The organism is Streptomyces sp. AB3(2024), from assembly GCF_041862025.1.
GTDB lineage: Bacteria > Actinomycetota > Actinomycetes > Streptomycetales > Streptomycetaceae > Streptomyces.
The window spans coordinates 1-21,473 of record NZ_JBGWAB010000052.1 but is presented as its reverse complement, the minus strand read 5'-3'; the positions used below and the strand labels follow the sequence as shown (position 1 = coordinate 21,473).

Annotated in this window: 20 protein-coding genes and 1 pseudogene; 10 read left to right on the top strand and 11 right to left on the bottom strand. The window is 74.7% G+C overall.

Going from position 1 to position 21,473, the window contains the following annotated elements; genetic code table 11:
* The first annotated feature begins 50 nt into the window (after positions 1-50).
* From ACEPPI_RS20980 to ACEPPI_RS20950, 7 genes are read left to right on the top strand one after another with little or no spacing between them, the layout of a single operon-like run.
* Complete coding sequence (locus tag ACEPPI_RS20980) at positions 51-1,580, top strand: sensor histidine kinase (protein WP_373916776.1); 1,530 nt, start codon at positions 51-53, stop codon at positions 1,578-1,580.
* Positions 1,577-1,978 (top strand): roadblock/LC7 domain-containing protein, encoded by a 402-nt coding sequence (locus ACEPPI_RS20975; protein ID WP_356212535.1) that lies wholly within the window; start codon positions 1,577-1,579, stop codon positions 1,976-1,978. Before ACEPPI_RS20980 ends, ACEPPI_RS20975 begins: the two co-directional genes overlap by 4 nt.
* Positions 1,975-2,331 carry a DUF742 domain-containing protein gene (locus tag ACEPPI_RS20970; protein WP_030234280.1) on the top strand — a complete coding sequence of 119 codons (357 nt, stop codon included), beginning with the start codon at positions 1,975-1,977 and terminating at the stop codon, positions 2,329-2,331. The genes ACEPPI_RS20975 and ACEPPI_RS20970 overlap by 4 nt, the downstream gene beginning before the upstream one ends.
* On the top strand, positions 2,312-2,956 hold the full coding sequence (locus ACEPPI_RS20965) for an ATP/GTP-binding protein (RefSeq protein ID WP_373916775.1): 645 nt from the start codon (positions 2,312-2,314) through the stop codon (positions 2,954-2,956). The genes ACEPPI_RS20970 and ACEPPI_RS20965 overlap by 20 nt, the downstream gene beginning before the upstream one ends.
* The gene (locus ACEPPI_RS20960; protein WP_373916774.1) at positions 2,953-4,182 is read left to right on the top strand and encodes a cytochrome P450; all 1,230 of its coding nucleotides are present in this window, start codon (positions 2,953-2,955) and stop codon (positions 4,180-4,182) included. Before ACEPPI_RS20965 ends, ACEPPI_RS20960 begins: the two co-directional genes overlap by 4 nt.
* Entirely contained in the window at positions 4,179-5,426 is a 1,248-nt protein-coding gene (locus ACEPPI_RS20955; RefSeq protein ID WP_373916773.1) for a cytochrome P450, read from the top strand. Before ACEPPI_RS20960 ends, ACEPPI_RS20955 begins: the two co-directional genes overlap by 4 nt.
* Before the next feature lie 58 nt (positions 5,427-5,484).
* On the top strand, positions 5,485-6,663 hold the full coding sequence (locus ACEPPI_RS20950) for an alpha/beta hydrolase family protein (protein WP_373916772.1): 1,179 nt from the start codon (positions 5,485-5,487) through the stop codon (positions 6,661-6,663).
* A 134-nt stretch (positions 6,664-6,797) separates the two neighbouring features.
* Here ACEPPI_RS20950 and ACEPPI_RS20945 read toward each other — a convergent pair whose 3' ends face one another.
* From ACEPPI_RS20945 to ACEPPI_RS20935, 3 genes are all read right to left on the bottom strand, one after another.
* Positions 6,798-7,523, bottom strand: coding sequence for a zf-HC2 domain-containing protein (locus ACEPPI_RS20945; RefSeq protein ID WP_373916771.1), 726 nt, complete (start codon positions 7,521-7,523; stop codon positions 6,798-6,800).
* On the bottom strand, positions 7,520-8,122 hold the full coding sequence (locus ACEPPI_RS20940; RefSeq protein ID WP_373916770.1) for a sigma-70 family RNA polymerase sigma factor: 603 nt from the start codon (positions 8,120-8,122) through the stop codon (positions 7,520-7,522). Before ACEPPI_RS20940 ends, ACEPPI_RS20945 begins: the two co-directional genes overlap by 4 nt.
* A gap of 84 nt (positions 8,123-8,206) precedes the next feature.
* Entirely contained in the window at positions 8,207-9,190 is a 984-nt protein-coding gene (locus ACEPPI_RS20935) for a DUF1996 domain-containing protein (RefSeq protein WP_373916769.1), read from the bottom strand.
* 241 nt (positions 9,191-9,431) lie between these two features.
* Between ACEPPI_RS20935 and ACEPPI_RS20930 the strand changes: the two genes are divergently transcribed.
* The 3 genes from ACEPPI_RS20930 to ACEPPI_RS20920 all read left to right on the top strand — a co-directional run bounded on the left by ACEPPI_RS20930 (position 9,432) and on the right by ACEPPI_RS20920 (position 15,375).
* Positions 9,432-10,178, top strand: coding sequence for a DUF1838 family protein (locus ACEPPI_RS20930; protein ID WP_373916768.1), 747 nt, complete (start codon positions 9,432-9,434; stop codon positions 10,176-10,178).
* A 366-nt stretch (positions 10,179-10,544) separates the two neighbouring features.
* A complete protein-coding gene (locus ACEPPI_RS20925; protein WP_373916767.1) occupies positions 10,545-12,356 on the top strand; it encodes a S8 family serine peptidase in 1,812 nt (603 codons plus the stop codon).
* A 274-nt stretch (positions 12,357-12,630) separates the two neighbouring features.
* A complete protein-coding gene (locus tag ACEPPI_RS20920) occupies positions 12,631-15,375 on the top strand; it encodes an AAA family ATPase (RefSeq protein ID WP_373916766.1) in 2,745 nt (914 codons plus the stop codon).
* Positions 15,376-15,423: 48 nt separating this feature from the next.
* Here ACEPPI_RS20920 and ACEPPI_RS20915 read toward each other — a convergent pair whose 3' ends face one another.
* From ACEPPI_RS20915 to ACEPPI_RS20880, 8 genes and pseudogenes are all read right to left on the bottom strand, one after another.
* Entirely contained in the window at positions 15,424-16,347 is a 924-nt protein-coding gene (locus tag ACEPPI_RS20915) for a glycoside hydrolase family 19 protein (RefSeq protein WP_373916765.1), read from the bottom strand.
* Between the two features lie 187 nt (positions 16,348-16,534).
* Entirely contained in the window at positions 16,535-16,945 is a 411-nt protein-coding gene (locus ACEPPI_RS20910) for a rodlin (RefSeq protein ID WP_373916764.1), read from the bottom strand.
* A 143-nt stretch (positions 16,946-17,088) separates the two neighbouring features.
* Entirely contained in the window at positions 17,089-17,325 is a 237-nt protein-coding gene (locus ACEPPI_RS20905) for a DUF5302 family protein (protein ID WP_373916763.1), read from the bottom strand.
* An 84-nt stretch (positions 17,326-17,409) separates the two neighbouring features.
* The gene (locus ACEPPI_RS20900) at positions 17,410-17,688 is read right to left on the bottom strand and encodes a hypothetical protein (RefSeq protein WP_373916762.1); all 279 of its coding nucleotides are present in this window, start codon (positions 17,686-17,688) and stop codon (positions 17,410-17,412) included.
* Positions 17,685-18,446, bottom strand: a complete 762-nt coding sequence (locus tag ACEPPI_RS20895; protein ID WP_373916761.1) for a DUF1524 domain-containing protein — start codon at positions 18,444-18,446, stop codon at positions 17,685-17,687. Before ACEPPI_RS20895 ends, ACEPPI_RS20900 begins: the two co-directional genes overlap by 4 nt.
* Positions 18,447-18,540: 94 nt before the next feature.
* Entirely contained in the window at positions 18,541-18,996 is a 456-nt protein-coding gene (locus ACEPPI_RS20890; protein WP_373916760.1) for a hypothetical protein, read from the bottom strand.
* Between the two features lie 92 nt (positions 18,997-19,088).
* The gene (locus ACEPPI_RS20885) at positions 19,089-19,742 is read right to left on the bottom strand and encodes a restriction endonuclease (RefSeq protein ID WP_373916759.1); all 654 of its coding nucleotides are present in this window, start codon (positions 19,740-19,742) and stop codon (positions 19,089-19,091) included.
* Positions 19,743-20,196: 454 nt separating this feature from the next.
* Positions 20,197-21,473, bottom strand: a pseudogene (locus ACEPPI_RS20880) (hypothetical protein); the annotation flags it as partial.

Genomic DNA, 21,473 nt, shown 5'->3' with positions numbered 1-21,473 from the left:
TGCCACAGGAACCCTCTCTTCCATTTACGCCCGGTTTGAGGCTTTGACTAATGACGGCGTCGCCCTCCCCCCTTCGCCCCTCCGCGCTCGCGCTGCTCGTCACCGCGGCGGCCACGGGTGCTTTCTCGATGGCGGCGGTGGCCGCGGCCCCGTCGTCCATCCGCGTTCCCCTCGGATGGTTCGCGGCCTCCGGATCGCTGCTCCTCGCCGTGGCCGCCTGCGCCGTCACCTGGTGGGCGCGCAATGCCCGGCAGCTGCGCGCCCAGGTCTCGGCGCTCACCGCCGACGTCGCCGTCCGTGACGCGCACATCGCCCGGCTCGCCGCCGACGCGGCCCGCGAGAGCGCGGCCCACACCGCCGAACGCGGCCGGCTCGTCGCGGCGCACACCGCCGAGATGGACCACTGGACCACCGCCCGCGCCACCGAACTGGACCGGCTGACGGCCGCCCACACCGCCGAGCTCGACAGCTTGACCGCCGCGCAGCAGGCCACCCGCGAACGGCTGGCCGAAGAACTGCGCCTGGCCCGGTCCGGACGGGCCGCCGCCATGGCCGCCGCCGCCAACGCGGCCGGCCGCATGCAGGCCCTCGCCACCGGAATGCTGGCCGACCTGCGCGAGATGGAGCACAAGCACGCCGACGAGGAAGTCCTCGGCGACCTGCTGCACCTCGACCACCGCACCGCCCAGGCGGGCCGCCTCGCCGACTCCATCGCCGTCCTCACCGGAGCCCGCTCGGGCCGCCGCTGGGCCAAGCCGATCGTCATGGAGTCGATCCTGCGCGGCGCGATGGGACGCATCGGCGGCTACCAGCGGGTGCGCCTGCACTCCACCAGCGAGGCGGCCGTCGCCGGACACGCCGCCGAAGGCGTCATGCACGCCCTCGCGGAACTCCTCGACAACGCTGCGAACTTCTCGCCGCCCACCGCCGAGGTCCACGTCTACGTGGAGGAGGTGCCGGCCGGGATCATCATCACCGTCGAGGACAGCGGCCTCGTCATGAGCGAGATCCAGCTGAGCCGCGCCGAACAGGCCGTCACCGCCGAGTCCCTGGACCTGGCCGGACTCTCCGGAACCCGCCTCGGCCTCGCCGTCGTCGGCCGCCTCGCCCGCAAGCACGGGCTCACGGTGTCCTTCCGGCCCTCCGCGCGCGGCGGCACCGGCGCGCTGATGATGCTCCCGCAGGACCTGATCAGCCGCGCCCCGGCCGAACCCGTCCCCGCCCCGCCGCTGATCGGCGCCCCCGAACCCGCCCCGCGGGCCGTCGCCGCGCCCGCGCAGGCGCCCGCCCCGGAGGCCGAGCCGGTCCACGACGGCGCGGACACCACCCCCGACTCCGAAACCACCGGTACGACCCCGGTGCTCGGCGAGAGCGGACTGCCCCAGCGGCGGCGCGGCCGGACCCTGGCGGCCGCCCACCCCGAAGGACCCGACGCCGCCGGCGCGGCGGCCCGTACCCCGGCCGCCCCCGGCAGCGCCTCCCAGTCCGCCACCCGCTTCGGCAGCTTCCGCCAGGCCGTGCGCGGCACCTCGGCGCAGCAGCCCTCGACCCCCACGCACCCGGAAGGCAACACGCAATGACCGGCTCCACCACCGACGAGACGCTCAGCTGGCTCCTGGAGGGTCTCCTGGAGCGCACCCCCGGCGCCCGGCACGCCCTCGTGCTCTCCCGCGACGGCCTCAAGCTGTGCCGCACCCCCGAGCTCTCCGTCGACCAGGCCGACCAGCTCGCGGCGATCTCCGCGGGCATCCAGAGCCTGTCCCACGGGGCGTCCATCGAGTTCGGTGACGGCAGCGGCGGGGTCCGATCCGCCATGGCCGAGTTCTACGGCGGCATCCTCTTCATCGTCGAGGCCGGCGAGGGCGCGCACCTCGCCCTCGTCGCCGCCGACGACGCCGACGCGGGCCTCGTCGGCCACAACATGTCCGAACTGGTGGAGCAGCTGAGCGAACATTTGATCGCCAGGCCCCGGGGATGAGCCGCGGCAGGCCGGGCCGGGACGACTCCCCGGACCGGCTCTACACCCTCACCGGCGGCCGCAGCAGCTCCGGTTCCGACGCGTTCGACCTGGTCACCCTGATCGTCGCCGAATGCGACCCGGTGCCCGGCATGCAGTCCGAGCACGCCGCGATCCTGCGGATGTCCCGCTTCCCGACGGCGGTCGTCGAGATCGCGGCCGAGCTCGGTCTGCCGGTGTCGATCGTCCGGATCCTCCTCGCCGACCTCCACGGCACCGGCCGCATCAGCGCACGGCACCCCCGCGCCACGACGTACCGCCTTCCCGACCTCGACATCCTGGAGCAGGTGCTCGTTGGACTCCGCAACCTCTGACCCGGGCGAGCCCCGTCAGGCCCTCAGCAGCACCGCCGACAACGGCCTCAAGATCGTCATCGTGGGCGGTTTCGGCGTCGGCAAGACCACCATGGTCCGCTCCGTCAGCGAGATCCGCCCGCTGAACACCGAGGAGACGATGACGAAGGCCGGTGAGGCCGTCGACGACACCGAAGGCATCAACGCCAAGACCGCCACCACGGTCGCCTTCGACTTCGGCCGCGTCACCCTCGACGCCCACAACGTGCTCTACCTCTTCGGCGCCCCCGGCCAGGAGCGGTTCTGGTTCCTGTGGGACCGGCTGTTCTCCGGCACCCTCGGCGCGGTCGTCCTGGTCGACACCCGCCGGCTCGCGGACTCCTGGTACGCCATCGACCGCCTCGAACACCACGGCACGCCCTTCGTCGTGGCCTGCAACGACTTCGGCGGCCCCACCCACACCCCGGAGCAGGTCCGCGGCGCCCTCGACCTGCCGCCCGAGGTGCCACTGCTGTTCTGCGACGCCCGCTCCCGCGAGTCCAGCAAGCACGTGCTGATCTCCCTCGTCGAACACCTCCAGCACCTCCAGCGCGCACGACACCCCCAGACGGCCCTCCAGCCCCCGATTCCGGAGCCCACCCCGTGACCACCCCCGAGCCCCAGCCCGTCTACCTCGGCGGCCCCCGCTTCCAGACCGAACCCGCCGAGCTGTACCGGGAGATGCGCCGTGACCACGGCGCCGTCGCCCCGGTCGTCCTCGACGGCGACGTCCCGGCCTGGCTGGTCCTCGGCTACCGCGAACTCCACCAGGTCACCAGCGACCCCCAGCTCTTCTCGCGCGACTCCGACCTGTGGAACCAGTGGGACCGCATCCCCGCCGACTGGCCCCTGCTCCCGATGATCGGCCGCAAGCAGCCGTCCATCCTCTACACCGTCGGCGAACGCCACCGCGAACGCGCCGCCGTGATCTCCGCCGCCCTGGAGGCCGTGGACCCCTTCGAACTCAAGGGCCACGCCGAACGCTTCGCCGACGAGCTGATCGACCAGCTCTGCGGCAGGGGCGCGTGCGACATCGTCGGCGAGTACGCCATGCTCCTGCCGCTGCGCGTCCTCGCCCGCATCTACGGCTTCTCCGACGAACAGGGCCCCGGCCTCGTCACCGCCATGAACGACATGATCAACGGACGGGAGGGCGCCCTGGACGGCCAGCGCCACCTCGGCGAGTCGATGTACGGGCTGCTCGCCGCCAAGGCCGCCGAGCCCGGTCACGACGTCGCCTCCCGGATGCTGGCCAACACCGCCGGCTTCACCCTCGACGAGGTCGCCCAGGACCTGATGGTGATGATGGCCGCCGGCCACCAGCCCACCGCGGACTGGATCGGCAACTCGCTGCGCCTGATGCTCACCGACGACCGGTTCGCCGCCTCCCTGGCCGGCGGCCGCCACAGCGTCGGCGAAGCCATGAACGAAGTGCTCTGGGAGGACACCCCGACCCAGAACGTCGCCGGCCGCTGGACCACCCGCGACACCAAGCTCGGCGGACAGCACATCGGCAGCGGCGACCTGGTCCTGCTGGGCCTGGCCGCCGCCAACGGCGACCCGGCCGTCCGGACCGACGCGGGCGCCCTCACCGGCGGGAACAACGCCTTCTTCTCCTTCGGCCACGGCGAACACCGCTGCCCCTTCACGGCCCAGGAGGTCGCCGAGGTCATCGCGCGGACCGGCATCGAGGTCCTTCTCGACCGGCTCCCCGACGTCGACCTGGCCGGCCCCGCAGAGGAGCTCACCCGGCGTCCCTCGCCGTGGCTGCGCGGACTGACCGCGCTCCCCGTGACCTTCACTCCCACCCCCGCTCTTGGAGCCGCCCGATGACCTGCCCGATCGACCACACCGGCCCCGCCCCCCTGGTCCTCGACCCGTTCGTCGCCGACCTCGACGCCGAGAGCGCCGCCCTGCGCGCCGCGGGCCCGCTGGTCCCCGTCGTGCTGCCCGGCGGCGTCGGCGTGTACGCCGTCACGCACCACGCCGAGGCCAGGAGACTGCTCACCGACCCCAGAGTGGTCAAGGACATCAACGTGTGGGGGGCCTGGCAGCGCGGCGAGATCCCCCTGGACTGGCCGCTGATCGGCCTCGCCAACCCCGGCCGCTCCATGCTCACCGTCGACGGCGAGGAGCACCGCCGCCTGCGCACCCTGGTTGCCCAGGCCCTGACCGTGCGCCGGGTGGAGAAGCTGCGCGCCGGCATCGAGGCCCTGACCACGGAGATGCTCGACAAGCTGGCCACCCTCCCGGCCGGCGAGAGCGTCGACCTGAAGGCGCACTTCGCGTACCCGCTCCCGATGAACGTCATCAGCGAGCTGATGGGCGTCGACGCCGGCGAACACCCGCGGCTCAAGGCGCTCTTCGAGAAGTTCTTCTCCACCCAGACCCTGCCCGAGGAAGTCCCGCAGATGATGGCGGACCTCGGCGCGCTCTTCTCCCGCATCGTGGAGTCCAAGCGCGAGACCCCGGGCGACGACCTCACCAGCGCCCTGATCGCGGCCTCCGAGGACGGCGACCACCTCAGCACCGAGGAGATCACCAACACCCTCCAGCTGATGGTCGCCGCGGGCCACGAGACCACCATCAGCCTGATCGTCAACGCCGTCGTCGCCCTGGAGACCCACCCCGGGCAGCGCGCCCGCGTCCTCGCGGGGGAGGTGCCCTGGGAGAACGTCATCGAGGAGACCCTGCGCTGGTCCACCCCGACCTCGCACGTCCTCATCCGCTTCGCCACCGAGGACATCGAGGTCGGCGACCGGATCCTGCCCGAGGGCGAGGGCCTGATCGTGTCCTTCGGCGCGCTGGGCCGCGACGAGGCCCAGCACGGCGAGACCGCGGGGGAGTTCGACATCACCCGCACCCCCAACCGGCACATCTCCTTCGGCCACGGCCCGCACGTCTGCCCCGGCGCGGCCCTGTCCCGCCTGGAGGCCCTGGTCGCCCTCCCGGCCCTCTACGCCCGCTTCCCGGACCTGAGCCTGGCCGTCGGCCGCGCGGAGCTGCGCAACAAGCCGATCCTGACCCAGAACGACCTCCACGACCTGCCCGTGAGGCTCTCTGCGACCACGGTCTGACCCGGGATACCACCACGAGCTGACGCCCGGCGGCCGGCCGCGGCCTAGATTCGGCGCCATGAACACCACACGCCGCCGCACCGCGGCCGCCGCCGCCCTGTTAGCCCTGCTGCTGCCGCTCCCGGTCACCGCGGCCTCCGCCGCGCAGGCCGCGCCGACCGCGTCGGCCGCTTCGGACGCGCAGCGCACGGCGCTGGAACTGCCGCCCGCCACGGGCCGGTTCGCGGTCGGCCAGGAGGACCTCCACCTGGTCGACCGCAGCCGGACCGATCCCTGGGCCCACTCCGGGCCCCGCGAGCTGATGGTCACCCTGCGCTATCCGGCGCAGCGCGGCACCGGGCGCGCACCCGCGCCGTACATGAGCACCGAGGAAGCCCGGCTGATCCTCGCCGACAAGGGCCTGGACAAGGTCATCGACCCGGCGGTCTTCGCCGCCACCCGGGCCCACGCCCGCACCGACGCCCGGCCCGTCCGGGGCCGCTACCCGCTCGTCGTCCTCTCGCCCGGTTTCACCGTCCCGCGCGCCACCCTCAGCTCCCTGGCCGAGGAGATCGCCTCCCGCGGCTACGTGGTGGCCGCCGTCGACCACGCCTACGAGAGCGCCGCCACCGCCTTCCCCGGCGGTCGCATCCTGACGTGCCTGGCCTGCGACCAGACCCAGGGCCCCGGCGGCCGCGAGGCCGTCACCGAGGTCCGGGCCCGCGACACCTCCTTCCTGCTGGACCGCCTGACCGGACGCCACCCCGTCTGGAAGAACGCCGACGTGATCGACGCGTCCCGCATCGCCATGGCCGGCCACTCCATCGGCGGAGCCACCGCCCTGCCCGCGATGGCCGCCGACCCGCGCATCCGCTCGGGCATCGACATGGACGGCACCCTGCCCGAGCCCTACCCCGCGGCGGGCATCGGCGGCCGGCCCTTCATGCTGCTCGGCTCCGCCGCCAGCGTCCCCGGGGACGGCCCCGGCAACTGGTCCGGCCCGTGGCCGCACTTCGACGGCTGGAAGCGCTGGATCACCCTGGACGGCACCGACCACTTCGGCGCGACCGACTTCCCGGCCCTGCGCGACCAGCTCGGCCTGCCCCACCCCGAGGCCCCCCTCGCCGGACCGCGCGCCGTCGAGCTGACCCGCCGCTACGTGACGGCCTTCCTGGACCTCCACCTCAAGGGACGGCCCGCCCCGGCCCTCGACGGGCCCTCCGCCGACGCGCCCGAAGCCCGCTTCCACACCCCCTGAACGGCCCGCCGCACACAGGGGCGGTGACCGCACCGGCGGAATCGACGCGGTGACGCAGGACCGGGGTCCGGGAGCGGGTGCTCCCGGACCCCGTCACGTCCGGGCCCGAGCCCGGCTCCCGGGCGTGCCTCCCGCTACACGGGGACGGACACGAAGGTCCGGCCGGACTCGTTCTCCACCAGGACCTCCCGGACGTTCCCCGGGTCCACGGCCGCGGAGCCGTCCAGCGACGCCCCCTTGCCCTCACCGTGCTCGGCCGTGCCCACGACCCAGCCGCCCGCGGTGGAGCGCGTACCGTCCTTGGCGACCACCACCAGCCGGCACCGCTCGCCCGCCGGGATCCCGGTCACCGCCGCGTGCACCCGCACCCACTTCGCCGCCGGCGTCACCTGTACGTTCATCCGCGCACCGGTGCCCCGGTCCGTCGCGGAGGCCACCCTGGTCCCCGCCACGGGCGCCGAAGGCACCGCCGACGCCGTCGGGGACGGCGGCGGGGGCAGCGCCCCGACCTGCTCCCGGTCCCCGCCCAGCTGCGTTCCGGCCCAGAACACGGCCGCGAGCGAAGCCGCCACGGCCAGACCCGCCAGCCCCACCCGGCGCCGCGCCGACGCCGCCCGCTCCCCGCGCACCTGCCGCAGGGTCCGCTGGAGCAGCAGATCGCCTCCCTGCGGCGGCCCTTCGAGGAACGCCTCCTCGGGCACCTCGCCCAGTACGCCCTCCATCTCGCGCAACGCGGCCACCTCCTCACGGCACCGCACACAATCGCCGACGTGCTCCTCGACACGCCGTACGTCGTCCTCGTCCAGGACACCGAGCACGTACGGGCCGAGCAGTTCCTCCTCGTGCCGCTGCCGGTTCACGCCACCACCTCCCGCAGTCCGCCGGGCTGCTGGGGCGGCCGGCCTGATCGTCTGTTCCCGGCGCCGTCCCCGGTGCCGTCCGCGAACACCTCGCGCAGGGCCTTGAGCGCGTAGTGCGAGCGTGATTTGACCGTACCGGCGGGAATGCCGAGGCGGTCGGCGGCCTCGGCGACACTGCGCTGGCGGTAGTACAACTCCGTCAGCACGTCCCGGTGTTCCGGCGTCAGCCGGTCCAGAGCGCCGAGCACCGTCATGGTGTCCACCACCGCGTCCGCGTGGTCCCCCTCGACCGGGGGAGCGGCCGCCGCGCCGGAGACCTCCGGCGGCCGGGCGGCCTTGGCGCGGTACCGGTCCGTGATGATGTTGCGGGCCACGGTGAGCAGCCAGCCGCGCACCGAGCCCTTCCCGTTGACCAGGACCTCGGAATGCCGCCAGGCCCGGATCAGTGTCTCCTGCACGACGTCCTCGGCGGCGGCCCGGTCCCCGGTCAGCCGGGTGGCGTACGCGAGCAGGGCGTTGCCGTGCTCCTCGTAGACCGCCCTGATCAGTGCCTCGTCGGTCGAGCCCCGCCGAGTGCGGGGCCACAGTGGTCCGGCCATCTCACCCTCTCCGTCCGCCTGGTGTTACCTGGTGCGGTCGGAACACGCCCTGGGCGCACGTACGGTTCACGTGACGTACGTCACTCAGGTCCGGCACTCCCGTCCCTCGTTGAGGCAGACGACGACCGCGTCCATCTGCGCGTCCGTCATCACGTCGACGAACATCGCGTGGTCGGTCCGCGGGCTGTGCCGCTGCTCCGGGAAGGAATCCAGCGCGATCGGCACGCCCGGGGCCACCGCGTACGCCAGCGACAGGCGCAGCTCGGGCACCGGGAAGGTGCCCTGCGGGCACACGCCCTGCGGGGAGGGGAACAGCAGGTGGGAGCGGTGGTCGGGGGCGGTCGTGTCCAGCCCGTTCCAGCAGCTGGGGAAGACGAGCGTACGGGTGACCAGGGAGCCGGCCGGGCAGCGCGGGTAGTCGGTGGTGGACCGGTCGGGGAACCCCGAACAGCCCCAGCGGGCCCGGACGTCGGCGCGCGCCCCCGCCGTGTACGCGACGGCGTCGCCGGTCATCGCGCGCAGGAACCGGGGCATCGGGACCACCTTGCTCACCGGGCTGCCGCGGAACTCCACGGTCACGGAGGCCTCGGGCAGGATCTCGCCGGCGTTGCCGTGCCCGGCCGAGTGTTCGTGGGCCCCGTTCCCCGGCCGGTCCACCCGGCGCAGCACCGGCCAGTAGTAGGTGGAGCGGTCGCCGCCCGCGCAGCTCGTGGCGGCCCCGGCGAGCGAGGCGTCGGTCGACAGGGCGTCCGTGGAGAGGTTGCCCACGTACGCGTGGGTGTGGTGGGCGCCCGCCCGCAGGCCCGGCGAGACCACCAGGTTGTCCTCGTTCCAGTGGCCCTCCTCGTTGCGCCCGCAGTCCACCGTCACCGAGCCGGGGGAGCCACCGGCCCCGGCCGGGGGAGGCCCCTGCGGGCCGGGCGCGACCCGGCGTATGTCCACGGTGGCACCCGCCACGGAGGCCTGACGGGATCCGGCCGCCCGGGTGGCGCCCAGCACGGCGGCCGTCAGCCCGGTGCCCAGCACCAGGCAGACGAGGAGCGCCAGCAGTCGGTGTTCGTTGCCCATGGCGGTCACGGTTGCCGGTGCCCGGCACGGCCGTCAACCGGGCGTCCGCACGAGGGGCGGCGCCGGGGGTTGTAGGGGTCGTACGGCATGGCGGCTCCGGGCGCCGGACCCCTGCCCGGCGCCGGGCGGTCCGTACCCCGCGAGCCGCTCTCCGTCCCGTGCCCCACGGGTACCGGCGCCCCGCGGAGTTGGCCCGTCCGGTCCTTGCCGGGCCGCGCGCGGGCCGCGCAGAGTTCTCCGTATGACACCGGAAGAGCTCCTGCACTCCCTGGCCCGCACCCGCGTCTCCCTCGACGGCGAGGAGGTCACCTACTGGTGGTCCGGCGACGTCCATTCCTGGGCCCCCGGCGAGCCCTACCGCCGCCTCTTCGGCTTCGAGGGCGTCAACGTGGCCCGCCTCGAAACCGAGGACGCCGAGGACGGCGGGGCCGGCGGATACCGGATGCTCTCCCGGGAGGCGGCCTTCTACCTCGACCCGGGCACGCGCGAGATCCTGGAGACCTGGCAGGGCAAGCCCGTCGTCCACGTCTGGAACGACCCGGCCAACCAGAGGTGGCGGCCCTTCCCCGTCCCCCGGACCGAGCTCGGCGACCAGGTCTGCTTCAGCCTGGAGATCCCCCTCTCCTACCCCTCCCCGCTGCCCGTGGCCGACTACCCGCTGAACTCCGCCGACGACACCTACCGGGCCCTGGAACTCTTCCAGTTCTTCACCCCCGCCGCCGCCCTCGCGGGCGACGCCCCCAGCGTGCCCGCCACCATGTCCTGGACCCGCCAGTCGCCCTGGCTGCCCTGGATGGAGCAGGGACAACGCCCCGGCGGCCTCACCTTCCACTGCCGCGGCGTGAAACTCGGCTCCTACGCCGAGGTGCCCGAGCGCACCCGCGCGTACATCGCCGCCCACCACCCCGAGTTCGCCCGCGCCCCCGAGAAGTGGACCGAGCCGAACGAGACCAGCTGGACCTACTTCCGCAGGCTCGACCCCAGGTGACCCGGGGCGCCCCCGGGGCGCGGCGGGGGAGGGACCGGTGCGGGGGAGGGGGGCCGACAGGGTCCGGACAAGGGTTTTCCCCGTATCGGGTTCACCCCCGCGTTGCCTACTGTCTGCCCACCGGCGATCTTCCACATCCCGAACGGCCCCCGCACCAACCCCACATGGTGTGAAGCCCTACGGCGACGCGCGGATCGCGGGTACGCAGTTGTCCGGTCCCACCGTCGCGGCCGGACGACGCGGCGTGCGGCGGCGGCCGGAGCGGGCCTGACCAGCCCGCCCCCGGCGCCGCGGCCCGATCACCTCCCACACTGCACCGACCGGCCGCTCCGGCCTGCCCGGAATCGGCCCGCGAAGGGGAACACCGTGCACGCATCCAGACGTCGGCTCATATCCGTGGCGGCCATCTCCGTCACCCTGCTGGCGGGCTCCGCCACCGCCTCCGTGGCCGTGACCGGGGGGAACGACCCGGCCCGCACCCTCCCGGCCGCCGCGGCCCCCGCCGCGCCCGCCGCCGCCCCGGTCGAGAACCTGATCGTCGGATACAAGTCCACCGCCTCCGAGGCCAGCTCCAACACCGCCGCCGCCGACGACGCCGCGGCCAAGGGCAAGAAGGCCGGCAAGAAGGCGAAGTTCGACCGCCGCCTCGGTACCGGAGCCGCCCTCGTCAACCTCGGCGGAGCCGTCGCCCCGGCCGAAGCGGCCGACGTGATGGCCCAGTTCCGCGCCGACCCGGACGTCGCCTACGTCGAGCCGGACTCCCGCGCCTACGCGATGAGCACCCCCGACGACACCGAGTACGCCAAGCAGTGGGACCTCTTCGAGCCCACCGCCGGCATGAACGTGCCCGCCGCCTGGGACAAGACCACCGGGTCCGGCGTCACCGTCGCCGTGATCGACACCGGCTACGTCGCCCACTCCGACGTGGCGCCCAACATCGTCGCGGGCTACGACTTCATCAGCAGCTCGACGGCCGCCCGCGACGGCAACGGCCGCGACAACAACCCCGCCGACCAGGGTGACTGGAGCGCGGCGGGCGAGTGCGGCACCGGCTCCAAGGCCAGCGACTCCTCCTGGCACGGCACCCACGTCGCGGGCACCATCGCCGCGGCCGCCAACAACGCCAAGGGCGTCGCGGGCATCGCCTACAACGCCAAGATCCAGCCGGTCCGCGTGCTCGGCAAGTGCGGCGGCGCCACCTCGGACATCGTCGACGCCATCACCTGGGCGTCGGGCGGCTCCGTCGCCGGCGTCCCGGCCAACGCCACCCCCGCCAAGGTCATCAACATGAGCCTCGGCGGCTCCGGCGCCTGCACCGCCAGCTACCAGAACGCCATCAACGCGGCCGTCGCCCGCGGCACCACCGTCGTGGTCGCCGCCGGCAACAGCAACGCGGACGCGGCCGGGTTCTCCCCCGCCAGCTGCAACAACGTGATCAACGTCGCCGCCACCAACCGCACCGGCGACCGCTCCTTCTACTCCAACTTCGGCGCGATCATCGACGTCGCCGCCCCGGGCGGTGAGACCCGCCGCGCCACCGACACGCCCGGCACCGTCACCACCCCCGAGAACGGCATCCTCTCCTCCCTCAACGCCGGCACCACCACGCCGGGCGCCGAGATCTACAAGCCGTACCAGGGCACCAGCATGGCCGCCCCGCACGTCGCGGGCCTCGCCGCGCTGCTCGTCGCCGCCAAGCCGTCGCTGACCCCGGCCCAGGTCGAGGCGGCCATCAAGGCCAATGCCCGGCCGCTCGCCGGCACCTGCACCGGCGGCTGCGGCGCCGGCCTCGCCGACGCGGCCGCGACCGTGAACGCCGTGACCTCCACCCCCACCACCCCCACGTTCGAGAACACCGCGGACGTCGCCATCGGTGACAACACCACCGTGGAGAGCCCGATCACCGTCTCCGGCGTGACCGGCAACGCCCCGGCCACCCTCAAGGTGGGCGTGAACATCGTGCACACCTACATCGGTGACCTGAAGGTCGACCTGGTCGCCCCCGACGGCTCCGTCTACACGCTCCACAACCGGGCCGGCGGCGGCACCGCCAACATCAGCCAGACCTACACCGTCGACGCCTCCTCCGAGGTCGCGAACGGCACCTGGAAGCTCCGGGTGAACGACAACGCCGGCGGCGACACCGGCAGGATCGACTCGTGGAGCCTCGGCTTCTGACCGGTCCAGGCCCACGACGGAGCCCCCCAACTCCGTTCTGACGGGCCGATGGTACGGACCAAACCCCAGCACGCGGGCCTGCCGGTACCTCCCGTACCGACAGGCCCGCCGCGCATTCCTGTCCACGTACTGAATGCGGACTGAATTCTGCGTCACAATCCGGGTCCGTCCGGCGGCTGACCTCGTATTGTCGCGTCTCACAGGAAAGGCACAGAACTGGGGCGCGAAAGGCTGGTGGCTGTGCGTGGCGGCGACGGGGCACGCTGACGCCGGGGTGGGACACACCAACGTCGGACAACGCGAACTCATCGAGGCGGTCCACCGTGCGCTGACCACGCACGGCCGGGCCGTTCTCACCGGACCCGCCGGAGCGGGCAAGACCGAGGTGGCGCGCGCCGTCGCGGCCGCCGCCGTCGGCCGCCGCGAAACCGTCCTGCGGCTTGCCCCCGAAGCCGCCGACCAGGCGATACCCGAGGCCGCCGCCGCCACCCTGCTCGCCTCCGTCCCCCGCACCGCCCTCGAACGCCTCGCCGGCCCCCAGCGCACCGCCATAGCCCTGCTCCGCCGCGAGGCCGACGCCCCCGGAGCCGGCCGCGACCACGTCGCGCTGCGCCTCGCCGTCGTCGAGGTCCTGCGCACCCTGTCCGTCCCGGGTCCCGTCCTGCTCGTCCTCGACAACGCCCAGTGGCTCGACGCCGAGAGCACCGACCTGCTCCGCTTCGTCCTGCGCCTGACCCCGCCCCGCGTACGGGTCCTCGTCGCCGAATGCGTCCAGGGCGGCGCCCCCGTCGCCGAACCCCTCTGCGGCCCCGGCACCCCCGTCGTCCGCGTCCCCCCGCTCGGCGCCGACCAGGTCGCCGAGCTCCTGCTCCGCCACGGCCTGCCCGCCCGCCTCGCCGGCCGCGTCCACCAGGCCAGCGGGGGCAACCCGCGGCTCGCCCTCGCCCTCGGGCACTCCCTCGCCGAGGCCTGCGGCGGACCGGGCGGCGCCGCCCACCACGCCGACACCCCGCCCGTCTCCGGCCAGGCCCGCGAGGTCGCCCGCCGGCTCCTCGCCGAAGCCCCCGCCCGCGCCCGGCGGACCCTGCTCCTCGCCGCCCTCGCGGCCCGCCCCACCACCGCGCTGCTGCGCCGCGCAGGCCGCCCCGACGCCGAAGCGGAACTCGCGGAGGCCGAACGGGCCGCGCTGGTCACCGTGGGGGAGGACGGAGCCGTCACCTTCACGGCAGGCGCCCTGCCGACCGCCCTGGCCGCCGACGCCGGCTGGCCGGAGCGCGCGGCCGGACACGCCGCCCTCGCCGCCGCCGTCGACGACCCCGTCCAGGCCGTGCGCCACCGCGCGCTGGCCGTCGACACCCCCGACGCGGACCTCGCCGCCCAGATCACCGACGCGGCCGCCGCGTGCCGGCGCCGGGGCCAGCGCGCCCTCGCCGCCGAACTCGGTCTGCTCGCCGCCGAACGCACCCCCCTCACCCTGCCCCGCGAGGAACTCGGCCGGCTCGTCGCCGCCGCCGAGGACGCCGGCTGGGCCGGCCGCGCCGACCTCGCCCGCCGGGCCACCCGCGCCGTCCTCGCCCGCGAAGCCTCGCCCGCCCAGCGGGTACGCGCCCGGCTCGCCGTGATCGACGCCGCCGGGCAGGCCCTCGCCGACGTCGACGAGACCATCGCCCACGCCCTGGCCGACGCCGCGGGCGACCCCTCACTGCGGGCCGCCGTCCAACTGCGCATCGCCTGGAAGCACAACATCGGCGACGGCGACCCCCTGCGCTCCCGCGACGCCGCCGCCGAAGCCGGCGCCCTCGCCAAGGCCGGCGGGGACCAGGTCGCCGAGGCCATGGCCCTGACCGTACGGGCCCGCATGGGCCGCATCCTCGGGGACCCCGACGCGGAGGACATCCTCGCCGAGGCCCTCGACCTGCCCGCCCCCGAGGTCCCCCTCGGGATGCGCAACGCACCCCAGTACCTGGCCGTCCGCCACGCCCTCTTCGACGACCGGCTCGCCGACGCCCGCCGTCAGCTCCTCGTCCTGCTGCCCGCCGTGCAGCGCACCGGATCCGCCGAGGACGTCTTCGAGGTGCTGCGCAGCCTCACCGAGGTGGAACTGCGGCGCGGCCGCTGCGTCGCCGGGTCCGCGCACGCCCGCCGCGCGCTGGAGCTGACCATCGAGGCGGGCCTGTCCCCCGGACCGGCCTGGTACGTCGCCGCCACGGCCGAGGCCGCGGCCGGCAGCTTCGCCCGCGCCGCCGGATACGCCCGCCGGGGCATCCAGGCCTCCGAGGAGGAACAGGACCAGGTCTTCCTGTCCCGGGCGCTGTACGCCCTCGGCACCGTCGAACTGGCCACCGGGGAGGCCGCGAAGGCCGTCGCCACGCTGCGCCGGGTCGCCGCGCTGGAGGAGGCCCAGCAGGTGGTGGACCCCTCGGTCCTGCGCTGGCACGGCGAGCTCGCCGAGGCCCTGGTCGCCGCCGACGATCCCGCCGGGGCCGGGGAACTGCTGGACCGGGTCACCCCCGTGGCCCGCTCCCTGGGCCGGACCACGGTGATCGCGGCCCTGGACCGGGCCCGGGCCCTGTGCCGGTCGGCACAGGGCGAACCGGAACCGGCGGTCGCCCTGCTGGAGCTGACCGCGCAGCGGTTCGGGGCCCTCGGGCTGCCCCTGGAACAGGGCCGCACGCTCCTCGCGCTGGCCCGGGTGGAACGCCGGCGCCGCCGCCGGGCGCCCGCCCGTGCCGCCCTGTCGGCGGCGGCCGAGGTCTTCGCGGGGGCCGGGGCCAAGCCCTGGCTCGGCCTCGCCCGCGAGACCCCGCCCGAGACCGCCGCCCCGCACCCCGGGGTGGCGGCCCTGACCGCGGCGGAGGCCAGACTGGCGCTGCTCGTCGGCGGGGGAGCCAGCAACCAGGAGGCCGCCGCGAAGCTCTTCCTGAGCGTGAAGACGGTGGAGGCCCGCCTCACCCGGATCTACCAGAAGCTGGACGTCCGCTCCCGCGCCCAACTGGCCACCGCGCTGCGCGGGCACTGAGCGGGTCGCCCCCCGGGCACGGCCCGCTCGAAGCCCGGGGTGTTCGCGTCAGCAGCCGAGGTTGTTGCCCGGGGTCACGCCCAGCAGCTGGGTGAAGCTCTGGTACTTGCTCACCCGGCTCTGCACCTGTGCGGGGTTGCCGCCGTTGCACTCCAGGGACCCGTTGATGGAGCGGATGGTCTCGCCGAAGCCCGCGCCGTTGACCATGGCGGCGTGCGCGGTCATCGTGCCGGGGCCGTTCTGGGTGTTCCAGTACCAGAGTGCCGTCTTCATGGCGACCGCCGGATCCTGTTCGACCAGGTAGGGGTTGGCGAGGAGGTTGATGCCCAGGGCGTCGCCCGCCGCCTTGTAGTTGAAGTTCCAGCTCAGTTGGATGGGGCCGCGCCCGTAGTAGGCGGCCTGGCCCGCGGGACAGCCGTAGGGCTGGGAGGCGTCGCAGTAGTGCGGGTAGTTGGCGGTGTTCTGCTCCACTATGTACACCAGCCCGCCCGTCTCGTGGGAGACGTTGGCGAGGAAGGCGGCCGCCTCGCGCCGCTTGACGGTGTCGTCACCGGTGCTGGCGAAGCCGGGGTAGGCGGACAGGGCGGCGACCAGGCCGTTGTACGTGTAGAACGGATTCCGGTTCGGGAACATCTGGTTGAACTGGGCTTCGCTGACCACGAAACCGGAGGGGTTGCCGGTGCCGGGGTCCGGGTCCGTGCCCCCGCCGCCACCGCAGGCACCCTGGTCCGACCAGACGCCCCACTGGCCGGTGGTCCCGGGCGTCTCGCCCTGGGTCCACCACTTCGCCTGCCAGTTGTGGCCGTTGTGCGAGGCGCTCGTGCCCCCCGTGTAGACGGCGGAGGAGGTCCAGGCCGAGGCGCAGGCGGGGGCCGCGGCGGCGGGGGAGGCGGGCAGTGCCACGGCGAGGCCGAGCGTCACGGCGGCGGCCGCGGCGAGGGAGAGGGTACGGCGGCGTAGGGCGCGTATCACGTAACTGCTCCTGGGGTGGGGGGAATCGTCGCGAGGGGTGGGGGGCGACGGCTACCGCCACTGAAGCGAAGATGGTCTGGACCTGTCAAGGTCTAGACCAAAGCTTTCCGGGTTCGGTGCGGGACTCCGCAAACGCCGGAACGGCGTGACGACCGTGGCCGTCACGCCGTTCCGGATGCCGCTGGGGTCAGCTGCCGGCGGACAGGTTCCCGGACAGGACCGGGATGTTGTCCACGATGTGCGACAGCGACTCGTCACCCTTGGCCTGGGTGGAGTTCTCGGCGCACTGCTGGTTCTGCGGGTTGGACAGGACGTTGATGTCCTGGACGCCGATGTTGAGGGCGGCGAGGACCGACTGCGCGTTGACCTTCGCGGGCAGGCCGATGCAGAGCTTGTTCAGCGAGCCCTGGACCGCGCTGAGCTGCGGGCTCTGGTTGCCCTTGGTCTCCTGGTTGCCGTAGATCTGCGAGGCGCCGTTGCCGTTGACGGTGTTCACGCCGTTGTCGTTCCCGATCGCCATCGCCGGGGAGGCCGCGAGGGCGCCCGTGCCCAGTACGGAGGCGGTGACCGCGGCGGTGGCCATGAACTTCTTGAGCATTGTGGGGATCCTTCTGTCGCATGAGCTGTCCCCGGCGGGACGTCCTGATCAACTGCCCCCGCGCCCAGGGGTTATCGCCGATCACCCATGCGGCCCAATGATTCGCGCCGTGGCCGGGTGGTTGCCGGGCCCGGGCCTCGGTGTCAGCCGGTCTTGCGGCGGACCTTCTTGTTCTTGCCCCCGGCGCCGGCGCTGGAGCCCTGTACCTTCGCCCGGCTCTGGTGCGACTGCTGGGACTGGGCGCTCGCGGCGTTGCGCGCCAGCGCCTCGCGGAACTTGCGCTTGGCCTCGTCTGCCGGGGACTCGTCCTGCGGGACGTCCGCCGGGGCCCCGTCCGCCTGTGCCCCGTCCGCCTGCGGGGTCTGTGCTGCGTCAGCCATCGTTGTGCCTCCTGGAGTGATCACGTCGGCCCAGTCTGTCAGCCGGGCCGTCCGCGGGCCATCGGGTTCGCACCGGGCCGCCGGTCACCGGGCCGGGGCGGGCGCCCCGGCCCCGCCGCCCGCGCGGATGGCGCGCAGTGCGGCGGTGTGCAGGGCGTGCGGATCGCCGTGGGCCACCGGGCTGCCGGTCAGCGTGTACCACTCGTCCGCGTCCGTGTACTGGATCGCGAACCCGACCGTGCCGTCCGCCCCGCCGGTCGTCCGCAGCGTGAGCGGGCCGGTGATGACCCCGACCTCGTCGGTCATGGCTCCGCCGGGACCGGCGAGGACCTCGTCCTGCCAGGTGCGTTGGGGCCCGGTCACGAGGCGCAGGTGTCGATCATGGTGGTGAGCGCGGCCCTCTCGCCGTCGGTGACGGTCAGCCCGTAGTGGGACTTGACGGTGGTCCAGGCGCGCCCGTACTGGCACCAGCTCGACTTGTCCGTCGGCTGCCACAGGTCGGGGCTCTGATCGCCCTTGGAACGGTTGGAGGACGCCGAGACCGCCAGCAGTTGCGGCCGCGTCAGGTCGTTGGCGAAGGCCTTGCGCCGGGCCGCGTCCCAGGCGGCGGCGCCCGAGCGCCAGGCCTCGGCGAGCGGCACCATGTGGTCGATGTCCAGTTTCGCGGCCTCGGTGACGGTCGCCCCGTCGTAGAGGCTCTTCCAGCGGCCGGTCAGGGCCCGGCACTCGGCGTCCTGCGTGACGTCGGTGCCGTCCCGCTTGAGGACCACCTCGCGGGTGTCGCACTTGTTGCCCTGCTCGGCCCAGTGCGTGAACTTGTCGCGGCTGTACCCGGCCATCGTGCCGGGCTTGCCCGTCGTCAGCGCCGCCAGCTGGGTCCGGGCGACGGCCGCACTGACCATCCCGGGCAGCACGTCCCCGGGGGCCGGCTGTCCGGCGGCCCCCGAGGGCGCCGGCGGGGCGGAGCCCGCGCCCCTGGACGTGCCGGGAGCCGGGCCCGGTCCGGGCGTACCCCCGGTCTTGCCGTCCCCGGAGGACGCCGGCCCACCGCATCCGCTGATACCGAGCAGCACGGCCGCCACCACCACCGCCGCGCCGCGCACACCTGACTGACGACCCATGACCCACCCCGACGAGACTCTGCGCTGACCCGGAAAGACTACCCATAACCGGACAACCAACCCCGCACCGGGCGGTGCGGAGTGTCCGGCGGTCCTACCGCTGCCACGGATGCATCGCGCTCCAGCTGCCACCGACCGCCTCGAAGACCAGCTCCGAGCCCTCGAAGACCTCGGCGGCGTTCTCCGGGCGCAGGCTCCCGAAGCGTTCGGCGCACAGATCCACCTGCAACAGTCCGTCGAAGCGGGTGAACCGCGGGGGGTCGTAGAGCACCCAGGAGAAGGCCGCACTCTCGTCGATGCGGAAACGCCGTACGTCGTGCAGCTCCAGGCACACCGGTTCCCAGCGGAGGTCCTCGCTCACCACCCTGGCGTCGATCACCAGTCCGGCAACCCGTCCCCCGGCCGCCCGCGGACCGTATTCCTGATCGAGGACGACGCGGCGGAGGCAGGAGTCGCCGAACTCGTAGCGGGCCGACAGGGCCGCGATCCCCTCCTCGGTCAACGGGTGGGGTCCGAGCCTGTGGTCGGGCGTCGGCGGTCTGGGATCCACGGTGCTCCTTCGTCGGTGCCGCCATCGTAGGAGCACCCGCGCGGGGCTCCCTCGGCGGACCCGACCGGGGTCCCGCTGTGTCCTGCCGGGTCCTACCGGGTGGTCCGCAGGGCGCGCCGCTCCGGCCGGCGCGGCCGGTCCGGCGGCAGGCGCAGCAGGTCCGCCAGCGGGGCTCCCTGTTCGGCCCAGCGGCGCAGCAGGTCGCGGTCGATCCACCGCACGCCGTGCCGGTCACCCCACGCCTTGGCGTCCTGGGTGAGGCCGCCGTTGGTCACCACCACGGCGTGCTCGGCCCGGTGCGCCGGACCCGCCGAGCCCATCGCCTCGGCCATCGCCGAGGAGCCGACGGTGGCCCCGGCAGCGCCCGCGCGGGTGTGCCGGGCACGGACGAGGATGCGGCCGTGCCGCGCGTCCCCGCCGATCACCCCGGTGGCCCCCCGCGCGCCCCAGCCGTCCCGGACCAGCAGGTCCCGCACCGCGTACTCGAACTCCTCGTGGCCCATGGCGTCGAACTCCGCCAGGGTGATCCGCAGGGCGGCGGGGCGCGCGGCCCGGTTCAGCGTGCGCCACCCGGCTACGGCCACCAGCGCGAGGGCCGTAGCCAGAGCCACGGGCCGGCCCTGCGCGGCGGCGACCCCGGCCACGGCCACCAGCGCCACGAGGGCCAGGCCACCGGCGACGATCCGCCCCCCGGGCCCACCGGTGCGGCCGCGCTCCCGTACGAGGTGGTAGCCCTCCCGTGCCATCGAGCCCCCTCCGCTCAGGGGCCGGCCGCGGTGCGGGGCCCTCCGGGCAAGAGTGTGGGCAGCGCGGGGTCCAGGAAGGGTGGAATCGTCATGGAAGTCGAGTGGAGGGCCTGGATCCGGCCACACCGGCAGCCGGCCCGGCCCCCGCGCACGGGCGGCCGATGCCCCCGCGACCGGACCAGACGCCCGAAGGACTTGGCCGAAAACAGGGAGCGCATCGCGCCCAGCCCGCGCCGGAGCCGCTTTCCGCGCGGAGACCCCGGGCCCCACGCCCCGTGTTCCGCGCCGAGGACGCGCGAGGCTCGGGGGACGTGCGGGGACGGGCCCCGCCGCCGTGGCCGCCCCGCCCGCCGACGGAGTCGACGCCCGCCCCCGCGCCGACGGGGGCGAGGCCCCCCGCACCGGTGGACCGTCGGCCCGGACGGGGTCGGGGCGGCCTCCGCCGCCGGGGCGGTCAGGTCCAGGAGGCGGTGACCAGGGAGCGCCGGGCCGCCTTCAGGTGGGTGGACGCCGCCAGCCAGGCCCAGGCGTAGCCGTCCGACGAGGGGTCGGTGAGCCGGCCGAACACGTCCCTGGGGCGCCGGTCCGCTTCGGCCACGAGAGCGGCCGCCAGGTCCGCCGCCGCCCCGAACCCGGCCCGCCGCAACGGGCCGTACGCGGTCAGCGACTGGGGTCCCCGCGCGGTTTCGGCCACCGCGCGGCGGCCTCCCGCGACGCCCGTCTCCAGCAGCCGCCCCACCCGCCACAGCGGCGCGTCGGCCAACGGGTCGGGGCCCGGCACCACCGCCTCCGCCGCTGCCGCGGGGGCCTCGCCCGGCAACGGGAAGTGGCCGCCCTGGAGCCGGTCGTAGCCCAGATCGGCCCGGTCGTGCCACTCCGGCGGCAGTCGCAGCGTGTACGCGGCCCCGGGCACCGGCCCCACCGCCAGGGGGCTCAGCGTCGCCGCGCGGTCCGGGTCCGGGCGTCCCAGGACGCGCACCGCCAGCCCCGGATACCCGGCCAGGCGGCGCAGGTTGGCGGTGTGGGCCAGCTCCGGGTGCGGATGCGCGGGACGCAGCCGCAGCAACGGGGCATCCGCGCGGGCCTCCCGTACGAGCAGGTGCTCCCCGGCCGCGCCGACGACCTCGACGTCGCAGCCCAGCAGGCCCGGCTCGGCCTCCTCCCGGCACAGCAGCTCCGCGACGGCCTCGGCGGCCGGGCGCGCGAACAGCGCGGCCAGCGGCTCCGCCGTCCACGGCGTCACCGGCATGGGCGTGGCCCGCACCGCGCGCCCGGCGCCGAGCCGCCCGTCGGCGGAGACCGTCGCACCGACGATGCGCAGGCCCGCCCGGGACAGCCCGGCATGGTCGAGGACCCCGCCACCGAGGGCGACGGAGGCGGCCCCCGCACCCCGGGCGCGGGCGAGACCGCCGGGCCGGACGTCCGACAGGGAGTAGGCGCCGCCGTCCGCGCCCAGCAGGTGGGTGACCACGCCCCCGTAACCCGTGGCGCTCAGCACCGGCTCCCGGCACAGGCCGTACACGCGCAGGCCGCCCCCGGCCGAGTAGGCGCGGCGGCCCCCGCCGGTCAGTCCCGGACCGCCGGTGCCGGACGCCAGCAGCGCGGCGGAGGTCAGCAGTTCGCGGAAGGCGGCGGCGAGGTCGCCGAGGCGCTGCGCCGCGTGCCGCTCCCGTGCTGCGCGCAGACCCCGTACGACGCGCAGCGCGGCGGCCTCGGCCTGCGGCAGCCCGG